The sequence below is a fragment of the Aeromonas sp. Y289-2 genome (genome assembly GCF_027705925.1).
Lineage (GTDB): Bacteria > Pseudomonadota > Gammaproteobacteria > Enterobacterales > Aeromonadaceae > Aeromonas > Aeromonas veronii.
In genome coordinates this window covers 160,972-174,890 of record NZ_JAPDCH010000004.1, presented here as the reverse complement: position 1 = coordinate 174,890, position 13,919 = coordinate 160,972, and the positions used below count along the sequence as shown (strand labels likewise).

Here is a 13,919-nt window from a genome sequence, read left to right as displayed (position 1 = left end):
ATTACACAGCAAAAAGCCTCGACTCCTCGAGGCTTTTTGTTATCTTGTGTTGCGTAAAAACCATCTTCCACGTTAATCATTCGTTTCATGGCAGTAGCAATCATGACCCAACCTCTATCCAAACCGTGGTATCGCCAATTCTGGCCCTGGTTTATCATCGCCCTCCCCACTGCCGCCGTTGTTGGCAGCATCGCCACCGCCATCATCGCCAGCAAGGATGGGGTCAATCTGGTTGCCGAGGACTATTACAAACAAGGGAAAGAGATCAATCAGGACTTGAGCAAGTTTGACCGCTCCGAAGCGCTCAATATCCGCTTTGGGCTGGAGGTTGACGGCAACGAGCTGACCCTCAAACCCATCAGCGGTGACATTCCTGCCGGGCAAGCTCTCTATCTCTCATTGTTCCACCCGACCTTGGCCGGTCAGGACAGCGAACACATGATCACCGCCGATGCGAGCGGCACCTATCGCCTCCATTTCGACAAGCCGCTGGTCGGCAAGTGGCACATTCGGGTCGATGCATTTGACCACGAGTGGCGATTGCAAGAGACCGTCCAGCTGCCGACCCTGGCCCCTGTCGAACTCGACCCGAAAGGACGCTAAGCCATGACCGGCTGTTCTCACTGTGGCGAGCCGGTTCTCGCCAGCGCCCCTGCTGCTTGCATTCTGCATTCAGGGGGACATAACGCATGACCCCCTGTTTTCACTGTGGCGAGCCGGTACCCGCTAATAGTGGCTATTCCCTCGAGATAAAGGGGATTGTTCACCCCATGTGCTGCCCCGGTTGTCAGGCGGTGGCGGAAACCATCATGGAGTGCGGCCTTGCCAGTTACTACGATCACCGCACCGCCCCCGGTACCAAGGGGGATCTGGTGCCCGAGGAGCTGGCCGCCCTCACCCACTACGATCTGGCAGAAGTGCAACAGGAGTTTGTCACCGACAGCGGTACCCTTCGCGAAATCCAGCTGACAGTTGAAGGGCTCACCTGCGCCGCCTGTGCCTGGCTTATCGAACGCCACCTGATGACCCTTGGCGGCCTGCGCTACATCAACGTCAACACCACCACCCACCGGGCCCGCATCAAGTGGGATCCGGACCAGCTCTCCCTGAGTGACATCCTCAAGGGATTTGCCCAGATCGGCTATCGCGCCTATCCGTTCCAGACCCATCAACAGGAGGCGCTCTACGCCAAAGAGGTGCGCAGCTATATGTTCCGGCTGGCACTGGCGGGGCTGGGCTCGATGCAGGTGATGATGTGCGCCGTGGCCCTCTACATGGATCTCTTCACCAGCGTTGAAGATGAGTTCATGGTCTACTTCAAGTGGATAAGCCTGCTGCTCTCCACCCCCATCATGATCTACTCGGCCCAGCCCTTTTACGTGGGTGCCTGGCGCAGCCTGAGACAGGGTCACCTGTCGATGGATGTGTCGGTGTCGCTGGCGCTGATCGGGGCTTTTATCGCCTCCATGTGGGCCACCGTGTTCAATACCGGTGAGGTCTATTACGACTCCATCACCATGTTCGTATTCTTCCTGCTGCTGGGGCGCTTTCTCGAGTTGCGGGCCCGACGCAAGGCGTCGGAATCGAGCTCCAACCTGGCGCGACTGGTGCCCATCATGGCGACCCGCATCGATGATGAAGGGGAGCATGAGGTAGCGGCCAAGACCTTGCAGGTCGGCGATCGGGTGCGGGTGCTGGCCGGAGCAACCTTGCCAGCTGACGGCATCATTGTCGAAGGGCAAGCCAGCCTCAACGAATCCATGCTGACCGGTGAACAGCTGCCCCTGCTCAAACAGCGCGGTGATCAGGTCTATGCAGGTACCATCAACACGGATGCCCCGCTGCAGATCCGGGTCAGCCACCGTATTGAAGAGTCGCGGATCGCCCAGATCATGCGGCTGCAGGATCATGCTCTCGATGATAAACCGGCCATCGCCCAGATGGCGGATCAACTGTCGCGCCACTTTATTCTGGTGCTGCTGATCATTGCCGCCGCGGTCTGGACCTTCTGGCACTTCCATCAACCAGATCAGGCGTTCTGGGTCACTCTCGCCGTGCTGGTTGCCACCTGCCCCTGTGCCCTGTCGCTGGCCACCCCGACGGCGCTGACCTCGGCCACCGCCAATCTGACCCGCAACGGCATTCTGCTGCGCCGTGGTCATGTGCTGGACGTGCTGACCAAGGCCAACCGGATCGTGATGGACAAGACTGGCACACTGACCACAGGGGAGATCAGTCTGACCGGCACCACCACCTTGGCAGACGTGGAGGAGGCGCACTGCCTCGCCATCGCCCGGGCCATGGAGGCGCAATCCGAACACCCCATAGCTCGCGCCTTCCGGCTACCTGTCGACAGTATCAGTGTGCTGCCATCCACCCGCGAGATCACCCCGGTCATCGGTCACGGCATCACAGCTCTGGTGGATGGCGTACGCTACCGCATCGGCAGTGCCCGCTGGCTTGGGCTGGATCCGGCGCAAGAGCGCGGCCGCGGTCTGGCTATCTATCTGGCCGACGAGCAGCAGGTCTTGGCCCGCTTCAATCTGGAAGATACCCTGCGCCCCGATGCCAGGGCGCTAATCGCGGCATTCAAGGCAGCAGGTCTGCAAACTACCGTGCTGACTGGCGACAGCTCTCTGCAAGCAGACGAGATTGCCCGCGAGCTGGGTGTGGATGAGCTGGTCAAGGGGGTCTCACCCGATGGCAAGCTGGCCTACCTCAAGACCCGGGAAGCCCAAGGGGATATCAGCATCATGGTGGGCGATGGCATCAACGACGCGCCGGTACTGGCTGGCGCTCACGCCTCGTTTGCCATGGCTGGTGGCACCGATCTGGCGAAAAACAGCGCCGATGCCATCCTGCTGGCCGATGACCTGAGCCGACTGCTCGAGGCCAGAGTGCTGGCAATGCGTACCCGCAAGATCATCATCGAGAACTTCGCCTGGTCCATCGGTTACAACCTGCTGGTGCTGCCGCTGGCAGCCTGCGGCTGGCTGCCCCCCTATCTGGCAGCGGCGGGCATGTCGCTCAGTTCACTCATCGTGGTAACCAACTCCATGCGCCTCAACCGATGAGACCGGTGGCGGAAAATAGCTGAAAATGTGGCCTACCTCCGATGCAGGCCACATTTCTAATTGATAGCGGCTGGCCCCCTGCCCGAACAGGGTTACCATAGGGGACGCTTGCCAAGGATGAACGCCAAGGTACCTCTCATGAATATAATTTTTGTCCTGATCCCCATCGCCATCCTGTTTGTGATCATCGCCGGGGTCGTCTTCTTCTGGGCCATTCGCTCCGAACAGTTTGAAGATCTCGACCGGCAGGGTTCCAACATCCTGTTTGACGAAGAGCAACCTACCCACAAACCCGTAAAGCCTGCTGACCATGACCCACAACCTTGATCTGGCCGGCGCCCTGCTGGTCGGACTGGCAGGCTCCGCCCACTGCATCGGCATGTGTGGGGGTGTCTCTGCCGCGCTCTCCATGGCGATCCCCGCCAACAAGCAGCACTTTTGGGGGCGGCTCGCCTATCTGCTCAACTACAACCTCGGCCGGATCCTGAGCTATGTCATTGCAGGTGCACTGGTGGGCGGCCTGCTCGCCACCACCAGCGAGCTGGGCACAGGCAAACACGCTATTGCCGGTTTGCGTCTCGTGGCAGCGCTATTGATGATTGCGCTTGGCCTTTATCTGGCGGGCTGGTGGCAAGGGATCTTGCTGCTGGAGCGGCTCGGCGCAAGACTTTGGCCCCGTATCAAACCGCTGGCGGGCAAGTTTCTCCCCTTCACCTCACCTGTGCAGGCACTGCCCTTTGGCATGGTGTGGGGTTGGCTGCCCTGCGGGCTGGTCTACTCCATGCTGACCTGGAGCGCGGCGGCCGGTTCGGCCAGTGGCGGGGCGCTCATCATGCTCTTTTTTGGTCTCGGCACCCTGCCCACCCTGTTTGCGTTGGGAGGGCTTGCCGATCGCCTGAGATACTGGCTCACCCTGCGCAGTTTGCGCCTTGGCGGTGCCCTGCTGCTCATTTTGTTCGGGGTGCATACCTTCTGGATTGGCATTGCTTCCTTTTGAAACCCTATCCAAAACGGATGAGTTGATGGTAAACTTGTTTGATATAAATCAATTATTCGTATGAGCCTATGATCCCGGAAAAGAAACCTGGCAGACGTATCCAGAGCGGTGGCTGTGCAATTCATTGCCAGGATTGCAGCATCAGTCAGCTCTGTATTCCCTTCACTCTGAACGACAACGAGCTTGATCAGCTGGACAGCATCATCGAGCGCAAGAAGCCGATCCAGAAGGGTGAAGAGCTGTTCAAGGCTGGCGATGAGTTCAAATCGCTCTATGCCATCCGTTCCGGGACCATCAAGTCTTACACCATCACCGAGCAAGGGGATGAGCAGATCACTGCGTTCCACCTCGCTGGCGATCTGGTCGGTTTTGATGCCATCAACAAGCAGGCCCACCCCTCCTTCGCCCAGGCGCTGGAAACGGCCATGGTGTGCGAGATCCCCTTTGAAGTGCTGGATGATCTCTCCGGCAAGATGCCCAAACTGCGCCAGCAGATCATGCGTCTGATGAGCAGCGAAATCATGGGCGATCAGGAGATGATCCTGCTGCTCTCCAAGAAGAATGCTGAAGAGCGCCTCGCCGCCTTCCTGCACAATCTGTCGGTACGCTTCTCCGAGCGCGGTTTCTCCGCCAAGGAGTTCCGTCTATCCATGACCCGTGGTGACATTGGCAACTATCTGGGTTTGACCGTCGAGACCATCAGTCGTCTGCTCGGCCGTTTCCAGAAGTCCGGTCTCATCAGCGTTAAAGGCAAATACATTACCGTGCTGGATCAGGTCGCCCTTGGCATGATGGCCGGAGCCACTCGCCCGCCCTGCGGCTGATTTTTCCGCTTACCCTCCCGCTTTTCTTCTTCTTTCCCTGCCGGATCCTTTCCTCTGGAATGTGATCCGGTACGTTCCCCATACCCTCCTCCTGCGCTAAGCTGTAATGGCTAAGATTCTGCTGTCATTGGACTTTTCCAAGGAGGAGAAGATGGTCAAATATCAGAATATTCTGGTGGTTATCAATCCAGAAGAGGAGCGTCAAATCGCCCTCGAACGGGCAGTCAAAGTCGCCGAGCTGGACGAAAACGCCCATCTGACCCTGCTGCTCACCATCTATGACTTCTCGTATGAAATGACTGCCATGCTCTCGGTGGACGAGCGGCAAGAGATGCGTGATGGCGTCATTTCACAGCGACGTGAGTGGCTGGACGAGATCCTGACCCCCTATCGGGCACAGGGGATCGAGTGCGAAGTGAAAGTAGTCTGGCACAATCGTCCCTTCGAATGCGTCATTCAGGAAGTGCTGGAGCAGCGCCACGATCTGGTGGTCAAAGCCACTCATCATCACAGCTTCCTGCAAACCTTCATCTTTACCCCCACCGACTGGCACCTGCTGCGCAAATGCCCCTGTCCGGTGCTGCTGGTCAAAGAGGGTCACTGGCAACGGGGCGGCAACATCATCGCCGCCATCAACTGCTCAAGCGACGATCCGGATCAGAAATTGCTCAACGAACGGATCACCCAGGAGGGAAGCGACATCGCCGAGCTGCTGGGCTCCAATCTCTATCTGGTCAATACCTACCCGGGCACCCCGGTCAACGTGGCCATCGAGCTGCCGGAGTTTGATCCCAACGCCTACAACGAGGCGATCCGCAAACACCACGAAAGCCTGCTGCTCAGCCATGCAGACAAATTCGGGATCGGTCATCTCTGGACCCGGGTAGCAGAGGGACTACCGGAAGAGGTGTTGCCGGATATGGCCGAAGAGCTCAAGGCGACCCTGATGATCATGGGCTGCGTCGGCCGTACCGGGCTTTCTGCTGCTTTGCTCGGCAATACCGCCGAACATGTGATTGACCGCCTCTCCTGCGACATCCTGATCCTCAAACCGGCGGACTACAGCTGCCCGGTCGACAGCCGTCGCAATCAATCATAAGGTGCCTGGCACCTTGCCCTCCCCCGGGACATGGCTATAATAACGCGCTTATTTGTGTCCCGGGTTTTACGAGCATGCTAGAAGAGCTAAACGCCAAAGAAAAATACAGTTTTAACAAACTGCAGAAGCGCCTGCGGCGCAACGTGGGTCAGGCCATTGCCGACTTCAACATGATTGAAGAGGGCGACAAGGTCATGGTCTGCCTCTCCGGCGGCAAGGACAGCTTCGGTATGCTCGACATACTGATGAGCCTCAAAGCCAGCGCCCCCATCCATTTCGATCTGGTTGCCGTCAACCTGGATCAAAAGCAGCCCGGTTTCCCCGAACATGTGCTGCCCGAGTACCTGGATTCCCTCGGCATCGAGTACAAGATTGTCGAAGAGGATACCTACTCCATCGTCAAGGAGAAGGTACCGGAAGGCAAAACCACCTGCTCCCTCTGCTCACGGCTGCGCCGCGGTATTCTCTATCGCACCGCCCAGGAGCTGGGTTGCACCAAGATTGCCCTTGGCCACCACCGCGATGACATCCTTGAGACCCTGTTCCTCAACATGTTCTACGGTGGCAAGCTCAAGTCCATGCCGCCCAAGCTGGTGAGCGACGATGGCAAGAACGTGGTGATCCGCCCGCTGGCCTACTGCAAAGAGAAGGATCTGATCCGCTACGCCGACGTCAAAGCCTTCCCCATCATTCCGTGCAACCTGTGCGGCTCGCAGGAGAACCTGCAGCGTCAGGCCATCAAGCAGATGATGCAGGATTGGGATCGCCGCTTCCCCGGTCGTATCGAGACCATGTTCACCGCCATTCAGGACGTGATCCCGAGCCACCTGCTCGACCACAAGCTGTTTGACTTCAAGAGTATCAACCGTGACTCCGGCATCATAGATGGCGGCGACAAGGCGTTTGATCCGCCCGAGATGCCAAAGGCGCCGCTGCTGGATATCGACGAGATGGACATGCTGGATGTGATTGAAGTGCGCTAAGCCGCGCTCACATGACACACGCCACGCAATAAAAAAGGAGCGATGATCGCTCCTTTTTTGCTTTCTGGATTGGCCTGTCACTGCGGTGACAGCGCGACCGATCTCACCCTTTATGCAGCCAGGGGGTCAGGCGCAACACGTCACCCTGCAGGCGCAGTTGCCCGGTGGCGAACGCGGCCAATTGCTCATTGCTCAGCAGCAGGTGGCCTTCCTGCCAGGGCAGCGCCTCCTGACGGGCGCCATCAATCAGATAAGCAGTGCCGCTCTGCTCCACCAGAGTAATGCGCACCCCTTCCATCTTCGGCAGGAAGTGCTTGCCGACCATGCCCGCCATCTTGTCGAGCAGCGACTGCATCTGCTGCTGACGGGCCGCCAGCTCGGCCAAGGGCAGCTCGGGCCCGTTCGGTGCGTCGGCCATAACCTGTACCGTCATATCGCAAGTGGCGTGCTCTTCTTTAAGGCCAACGGTCACGATCCCCTTGTCGAGGTTGAGATCCTCATCAAAAGGCAGGCGCAGTTCGCTATCGACCGTTACATCGCCCGCCACTTCCTTGCTGTCGGTTGCAACCCGGGCAAAGGTGAGGCCACAGCGCTGACCATTTTGCGGATCGGTCAGATAAAACCCCAGTCTGGCGTGACCAAACTCCCCTTTGGCAAAGGTCTTCATCTGGCTGTAGAAGGTGCTGTATTGCAGATCCAGCACCGGCTCAGCCAGCGCCAGCCCTGGCAGCAAGAGCGTGCCCAGCAGACTATGGCGCACAGCCTTGGTCACTCCATATCGACGGGTCATTCAACGTCCTTTTGCATCATGCATTGAAATGGTTGGGGCCTTCTGTCACCTCGTTAACCTCTACCCCCACCCCGCAGAGATCCCGATAGAGGATCCCCTTGCAGTTGAAATAGAGCGGTGCCACCCAGATAAGCCCCAACCCCATGGGGATCAGAGCCAGGAAGAAGAGCGCAGTCATCACGCCGTGGAACAGCACAATGCTGGGCCAGCCGCGGGCAAAGAGCTTGAGAGAGACCAGAATGGCCTGGGGCGGCGTCAGGCCGCGCTCCAGCACCAGAGGTACGGTAAAGAGCAGCCCCATGCCGATCAGGGCCGAGGGGATGAAAGAGAGTACGGCGGGCAATCCCAGCAGATCGAACAGCGGGCCAAACAGGCTGGTGAGCAGACTGCCAAGCAGGCTCAACATGCCGAGGCGTACAAAGTGGCGGAAGAAGTCGAACACCTGGTTGGCGCGGGCGCGCACCCCGACCGACTGCTGCAACCCCAGCATATCGAGGGAGCTGGTCATGGGGGCCATCACCACCGTCATCAGCAGACTCAGCACCATGGCCACATTCATCTGGCTGTCATCCCCCAGATAGGGCAACAGCAGCACATTGCTGAGCAGGATCCAGATCGCCGTCACCCCGACAATCGCCAGCAGCAGGCCAAATCCGGTACGGCGGGTCTGTTGCCATCCCTCCTGGATGACCCCTTTCAGATCAAGGCGGTAGCCCTGGTTCAGAGACTGCTCAAGGGAGCCGCCAATACGCATTTTATTACTCAATTGACTATCCAATATCGAAAACGACCAAATCAGGTGGCACATTATAGCGATTTGGTCTGCTATTCGTAGCCGTTTTTCCTGCGCAGTTGCGGCTAATTCGGGCCAAAAAGCCTTTAATTTCATGTGTCGGCTGCATAGAATGCGGCCCTCTTTCAACACGATGGCCACTGGCTGGGGTGAGACTGGCGGATGATGAACAATCCACAGGTAATTGTCGCGCTGAACAAGATCAGCAAAAAATACGATGGCAAGGTGATCCTGAGTGACCTTGACCTTGAAATCTATGACGGTGAATTTCTTACCCTGCTGGGCCCTTCCGGCTGTGGCAAGACCACCCTGCTGCGCCTGCTGGCCGGGCTCGAATCGGTCGATGGTGGCACCATCCATCTGGCCGGTGACGAGATCACCCATATCCCCGCCGAACACAGGCACATCAACACCGTGTTCCAGAGCTATGCGCTCTTCCCCCATATGACGGTGTTTGAAAACGTCGCCTTTGGCCTCGAGATGCAGAAAGTACCGGCCAGCGAGATCCGCCAGCGGGTCGAGGAGACTCTCGCCATGGTGCAGCTCACCGAGCTGGCCAACCGCCGCCCGGATCAGCTCTCTGGCGGTCAGCAGCAACGGGTCGCCATCGCCCGCGCCGTGGTCAACAAGCCCCGCCTGCTGCTGCTCGACGAATCCCTATCGGCGCTCGACTACAAGCTGCGCAAGCAGATGCAGAGCGAGCTCAAGGCGCTGCAACGTCGCCTTGGCATCACCTTTGTCTTCGTTACCCATGATCAGGAAGAGGCGCTCACCATGTCTGATCGCATCCTGGTGATGGAGGGCGGCAAGATCATCCAGCGCGGCACCCCGCGCGATATCTACGAATCGCCAGCCAACCTGTTCGTGGCCCGCTTTATCGGCGAGATCAATGTGATGGATGGCAAGCTGATCAGCCAGCGTGAGCCCGGTATCTGGCAGGCCGAGGTAGAGGGGCGAGAATGCCTGCTCCATACCACACTACCGTTTCAGCCAGACGACAAGGTACTGGTGCTGCTGCGCCCGGAAGATCTGCGCATTCTCGATCAGGATGACGATCAGAGCGGCGCGCTGCGGGGCAACATCCGCGAGCGCAACTATAAGGGGGCGACGCTGGATTCGGTGATCGAGCTCGAAAGTGGCAAACAGCTGCTTATTTCCGAGTTCTTCGACGAGGATGACCCCGATTTTGACTATCGCCTTGGTCAGGAGGTGGCGATCCACTGGGTTGACAGCTGGGAGGTGGTGTTGCCCTATGAGCCTCACTAATCTGCGGGTACCGCACAGCTTTGCCCACAACGGCTTTCGCAACGGGGCCATCGCGCTGATCCTCGGCTGGCTGACGCTGTTTGTCTTCCTGCCCAACCTGATGATCATCGGCGTCAGCTTCCTGACCCGTGACGAGTCCGAGCTTATCGCGCCGCTCTTTACCCTGAGCAACTATGGCCGCCTGCTGGACCCCCTCTATTTCGAGGTGCTGCTCCACTCCCTCTGGCTGGCGCTGCTCGCCACCGCCATCTGCCTGCTGGTGGGCTACCCCTTTGCCTGGCTGCTGGCTCATCTGCCAGCGCGTGTCCGCCCGCTGCTGCTGTTTCTGGTGGTGGTGCCGTTCTGGACCAACTCCCTGATCCGCACCTATGCGCTTAAAGTGCTGCTCGGCACCCGGGGACTGATCAATGGCTGGCTGCTGGATCTGGGGCTTATCGAGCGACCGCTGCAGATGATGTATACCGAGGTGGCCGTCATCATCGGGCTGGTCTATGTGCTGCTCCCCTTTATGGTGCTGCCGCTCTACTCCAGCATCGAGAAGCTGGATGGCCGTTTGCTGGAGGCGGCGCGAGATCTCGGCGCCAACGGCTGGCAGCGGCTGGTGCGGATCATCCTGCCCCTCACCCTGCCCGGCATCATCGCCGGTTGTCTGCTGGTGTTCCTGCCCGCCATGGGGATGTTCTATGTCTCCGATCTGCTGGGGGGCGCCAAACACCTGCTGATCGGCAACCTGATCAAGACCCAGTTCCTCAACAGCCGTGACTGGCCCTTTGGCGCCGCCATCAGCGTGATGCTGACGGTGCTGATGGCGCTGTTGGTCTACTGCTACTGGCGGGCGGGCAAACTGCTCAGCAAGAAGGGGGAGCTGGCATGATGCGCTCACTGAAAGCTCTGTTCCTGCTGCTGGTGTTTGGCTATCTCTATGTACCCATCGGGGTGTTGATCGCCAACTCCTTCAACCTGTCGAAATATGGCATCGACTGGCGCGGCTTTACCCTGGGCTGGTATGAGAAGCTGTTTGCCAGCGCCAGCCTGATGCAGGCAGCCCAGCACTCCCTGACCATCGCCGCCCTCACCGCCACCGCGGCCACCCTGATCGGCACCCTCACCGCCGTAGCGCTGTTTCGCTACCGCTTTCGCGGCAAACAGTACGTGAGCGGCATGCTGTTTGTGGTGATGATGTCCCCCGATATCGTCATGGCCATCTCCCTGCTGACCCTGTTTGTGGTGACCGGCATTGCGCTCGGCTTCTGGTCGCTACTGATCGCCCACATCACCTTCTGCCTGCCGTTCGTGGTGATCACCGTCTACTCGCGGCTGTGCGGTTTTGATGTACGGATGCTCGAGGCAGCGCGGGATCTGGGGGCTGGCGAGTGGATCATCCTGCGCCGCATCATACTGCCGCTGGCCCTGCCGGCGGTGATGGCGGGCTGGCTGCTCTCCTTTACCCTGTCGCTGGATGACGTGGTGGTGAGCTCCTTTGTTACCGGCCCGGCCTACGAGATCCTGCCGCTCAAGATCTACTCCATGGTCAAGGTGGGGGTCTCCCCCGAGGTCAACGCCCTGGCCACCCTGATGCTGGTCGCCTCCCTCGGGATGGTGCTGCTGGCGCAACTGTTACTGCGCAAACGGCAGGGTTAACCCTGCCCGTTTCGTCCCCGCCATCTTTGGCGAACTCTGTCACGGTGGGCCGCAAGGCCCCATAACCCCAAGGAGTTGTTGATGACAATCCAACACAAGGCCGGCGCCCTGCTGGCAGCCGCCCTCACCCTCACCACCCCGCTGCTGAGCCAAAGCGCTCACGCGGCCGACGACAAGGTGGTCTACTTCTACAACTGGTCGGAATATGTGCCGGATGGCCTGCTGGAGCAGTTCCAGCAAGAGACCGGCATCAAGGTGATCTACTCCACCTACGAATCCAACGAGACCCTCTACGCCAAGCTGAAAACCCATGGCGACGGCTATGACGTGGTGGTGCCCAGCACCTATTTCATCTCGAAAATGGCCAAAGAGGGAATGCTGCAGCCGCTGGATCGCGCCCAGCTGCCCAACTTCAAGCACCTCGACCCTACCCTGCTCAACCACGAGTACGACCCGGACAACCGCTACTCCATCCCCTATATCTGGGGCGCAACCGGGATCGGCACCAACACCGACATCATCGAGCAGCCGGTCACCAGCTGGAAGCAGCTCTGGGCACCGGAGTGGAAAGAGAGCCTGCTGCTGATGGACGATGCCCGCGAGGTGTTCCATATCGCGCTGGTGCAGCTGGGTTACAGCCCCAACACCCAGGACAAGGCGCAAATTGCCGAAGCGTTCGAATACCTGAAAAAGCTGATGCCCAACGTCAAGGCGTTCAACTCCGACAACCCGGCCGACCCCTTTATCGCCGGTGAGGTCAATATCGGCATGCTGTGGAACGGCTCGGCTTATGGCGCCCAGCGCGAATACCCCTCCATCCAGATGACCTACCCCGAAGAAGGGGCGGTACTCTGGATGGACAACCTCGCCATCCCGGCCAAGGCCAAGCATGTGAAGGAAGCCCACGCCCTGATCAACTTCCTGATGCGCCCCGATGTGGCCGCCAAGGTGGCCGAGGCAATTGGCTACCCCACCCCGGTCAAGGATGCCATTCCCCTGCTCACCCCGGCGTTTCGCAACAACACCATGGTCTTCCCGAGCGACGAAATCAAACGCAAGGGCGAATTCCAGTCCGATGTGGGGGACGCCTCCCACCTCTACGAGCAGTACTTCCTGCAGCTGAAAGCCATGGTGGCCAAGGCGGGTTAAGTCGGCGGTTAATCGGCCCTGACGGGCTTAATGGATAAAGGGGGCAATATTTGCCCCCTTCTCATTTTAACCACCAGCGCAATTTTTAAGCACAACAGTCATTGACACAGAGAGGCTCAGGCGCGCATAGATTAAAAGCAAAATATATAGATAGTCACCTTTAAGCCAGACAGACCACAACTCTTGTCCGCTCTCCACAACAGCCAGCTTCAAAGCAAACTTGCAGGGGAATATGAGAGTGGTAGTGGTGTCTTTTTCTATTCAGAATGGGTTCAGCATTGCTCCATTGTGGAGATATAGGCACAATAGATACGTTTATGGGGAATGACTGGCAGTCTTATCGAAACCGCGAAGGTCCGATTACGCTTCGCTAATCGAACCGATGTCCCAGCCATTCATCTAATCTCTATTATGAGAAAATAAATTGGAGCGACTACGAACTAAAATATGGATAGCTCAAAAATAACGCCTGAAAGAATTACAAAACCAATACAGCTACTCGGGGCATGGCTTGTTGGCCTACTTTCTGTTGATAGTGCTTTTCTAGTTGCTGCCACTAGAATGGATGCTAGTAGTTGGCAAGCTGGCGCTTTAGTTATCGCTGCAATTATTAACGTGCCAGTTTTTATAGGTGCGTTATTTCTTCTTCAGACCAAATTTCGACCAGAGCTTCAAGAAGACTCTTATTACTCCACATATCTAAGTAGTCGCACAAATGAACCAATAAGAGTCTCCAGAAAAGATGCACATGTGATAGATCTTGAGAAGAAAATTGATTCTATTGAAAAACTTTTGTCTTCAAACAAGACTGAACCCCCGTCTGGTTTAGCTTTATCTGACCTTTCATGTGGAGTAAATATTCATCTTTCAGACAGAGTACAGATTCTTAAAAAGCTAAATTCAATTGGCATATTAGGATTTACTGAATTTGGTGATGATGCTGCCCCTCCACCTTTCAGAAAAGTTGCTGTTTCAGAAACGTTATCTCATTCGGAGTTAAAGGAAGTTCTAAGGTTGGCGCAAGAACTTGGCTTTACTCATTATGGGTACATTCAACCTTTTGAAGAAATATCCGAGGATATATTGTTTGGTGCATATGGAACAGATGACCTCAGGCTGATCACTCCAGCTTAAGATACATGTCAAAGGCGGCAATCGTACCTCGTGCGCTTCACGTGGGAGTTAAGATATAAGTAACTCCTCCCGCCTATATAAGCAGTACTTAAAGAAATGGTGATCAAAGCCGATTAAATTCGGCGCTTTTTCATTACCCCTCAGGGGTGTAGATTGGTGGGGGGGCAAA

Annotated in this window: 14 protein-coding genes; 12 read left to right on the top strand and 2 right to left on the bottom strand. The window is 57.5% G+C overall.

The window, feature by feature from the left end; all coding sequences use genetic code 11:
• The first annotated feature begins 102 nt into the window (after positions 1-102).
• The 7 genes from OKC43_RS08765 (at position 103) to ttcA (ending at position 6,977) form a co-directional block, all read left to right on the top strand.
• The gene (locus OKC43_RS08765; RefSeq protein ID WP_043820362.1) at positions 103-603 is read left to right on the top strand and encodes a FixH family protein; all 501 of its coding nucleotides are present in this window, start codon (positions 103-105) and stop codon (positions 601-603) included.
• An 86-nt stretch (positions 604-689) separates the two neighbouring features.
• Positions 690-3,074, top strand: coding sequence for a heavy metal translocating P-type ATPase (locus tag OKC43_RS08760; RefSeq protein ID WP_270658580.1), 2,385 nt, complete (start codon positions 690-692; stop codon positions 3,072-3,074).
• Positions 3,075-3,212: 138 nt separating this feature from the next.
• Entirely contained in the window at positions 3,213-3,401 is a 189-nt protein-coding gene (gene ccoS / locus OKC43_RS08755; protein WP_076491668.1) for a cbb3-type cytochrome oxidase assembly protein CcoS, read from the top strand.
• Positions 3,385-4,071, top strand: a complete 687-nt coding sequence (locus OKC43_RS08750) for a sulfite exporter TauE/SafE family protein (protein WP_236271440.1) — start codon at positions 3,385-3,387, stop codon at positions 4,069-4,071. The genes ccoS and OKC43_RS08750 overlap by 17 nt, the downstream gene beginning before the upstream one ends.
• Before the next feature lie 68 nt (positions 4,072-4,139).
• Positions 4,140-4,895 carry an FNR family transcription factor gene (locus OKC43_RS08745; protein ID WP_005351934.1) on the top strand — a complete coding sequence of 252 codons (756 nt, stop codon included), beginning with the start codon at positions 4,140-4,142 and terminating at the stop codon, positions 4,893-4,895.
• A 151-nt stretch (positions 4,896-5,046) separates the two neighbouring features.
• Positions 5,047-5,994 (top strand): universal stress protein UspE, encoded by a 948-nt coding sequence (uspE, locus tag OKC43_RS08740; protein ID WP_005345417.1) that lies wholly within the window; start codon positions 5,047-5,049, stop codon positions 5,992-5,994.
• A gap of 74 nt (positions 5,995-6,068) precedes the next feature.
• Complete coding sequence (gene ttcA / locus OKC43_RS08735; protein ID WP_005336634.1) at positions 6,069-6,977, top strand: tRNA 2-thiocytidine(32) synthetase TtcA; 909 nt, start codon at positions 6,069-6,071, stop codon at positions 6,975-6,977.
• Between the two features lie 103 nt (positions 6,978-7,080).
• Here ttcA and OKC43_RS08730 read toward each other — a convergent pair whose 3' ends face one another.
• Positions 7,081-7,767, bottom strand: a complete 687-nt coding sequence (locus OKC43_RS08730; RefSeq protein ID WP_236271439.1) for a DUF2987 domain-containing protein — start codon at positions 7,765-7,767, stop codon at positions 7,081-7,083.
• 16 nt (positions 7,768-7,783) lie between these two features.
• The gene (locus tag OKC43_RS08725; RefSeq protein WP_005351939.1) at positions 7,784-8,521 is read right to left on the bottom strand and encodes a hypothetical protein; all 738 of its coding nucleotides are present in this window, start codon (positions 8,519-8,521) and stop codon (positions 7,784-7,786) included.
• Between the two features lie 201 nt (positions 8,522-8,722).
• On the opposite strand from OKC43_RS08725, the gene potA reads away from it, so the two are divergent.
• From potA to OKC43_RS08700, 5 genes are all read left to right on the top strand, one after another.
• Positions 8,723-9,826, top strand: a complete 1,104-nt coding sequence (gene potA / locus OKC43_RS08720; RefSeq protein WP_005351940.1) for a spermidine/putrescine ABC transporter ATP-binding protein PotA — start codon at positions 8,723-8,725, stop codon at positions 9,824-9,826.
• Entirely contained in the window at positions 9,813-10,700 is an 888-nt protein-coding gene (potB, locus tag OKC43_RS08715; RefSeq protein ID WP_236271438.1) for a spermidine/putrescine ABC transporter permease PotB, read from the top strand. The genes potA and potB overlap by 14 nt, the downstream gene beginning before the upstream one ends.
• On the top strand, positions 10,697-11,467 hold the full coding sequence (potC, locus tag OKC43_RS08710) for a spermidine/putrescine ABC transporter permease PotC (protein ID WP_201937830.1): 771 nt from the start codon (positions 10,697-10,699) through the stop codon (positions 11,465-11,467). The genes potB and potC overlap by 4 nt, the downstream gene beginning before the upstream one ends.
• An 81-nt stretch (positions 11,468-11,548) precedes the next feature.
• Positions 11,549-12,616 (top strand): extracellular solute-binding protein, encoded by a 1,068-nt coding sequence (locus OKC43_RS08705; protein WP_139443768.1) that lies wholly within the window; start codon positions 11,549-11,551, stop codon positions 12,614-12,616.
• A gap of 447 nt (positions 12,617-13,063) precedes the next feature.
• Positions 13,064-13,750, top strand: a complete 687-nt coding sequence (locus OKC43_RS08700) for a hypothetical protein (RefSeq protein ID WP_139443769.1) — start codon at positions 13,064-13,066, stop codon at positions 13,748-13,750.
• Positions 13,751-13,919: the final 169 nt, after the last annotated feature.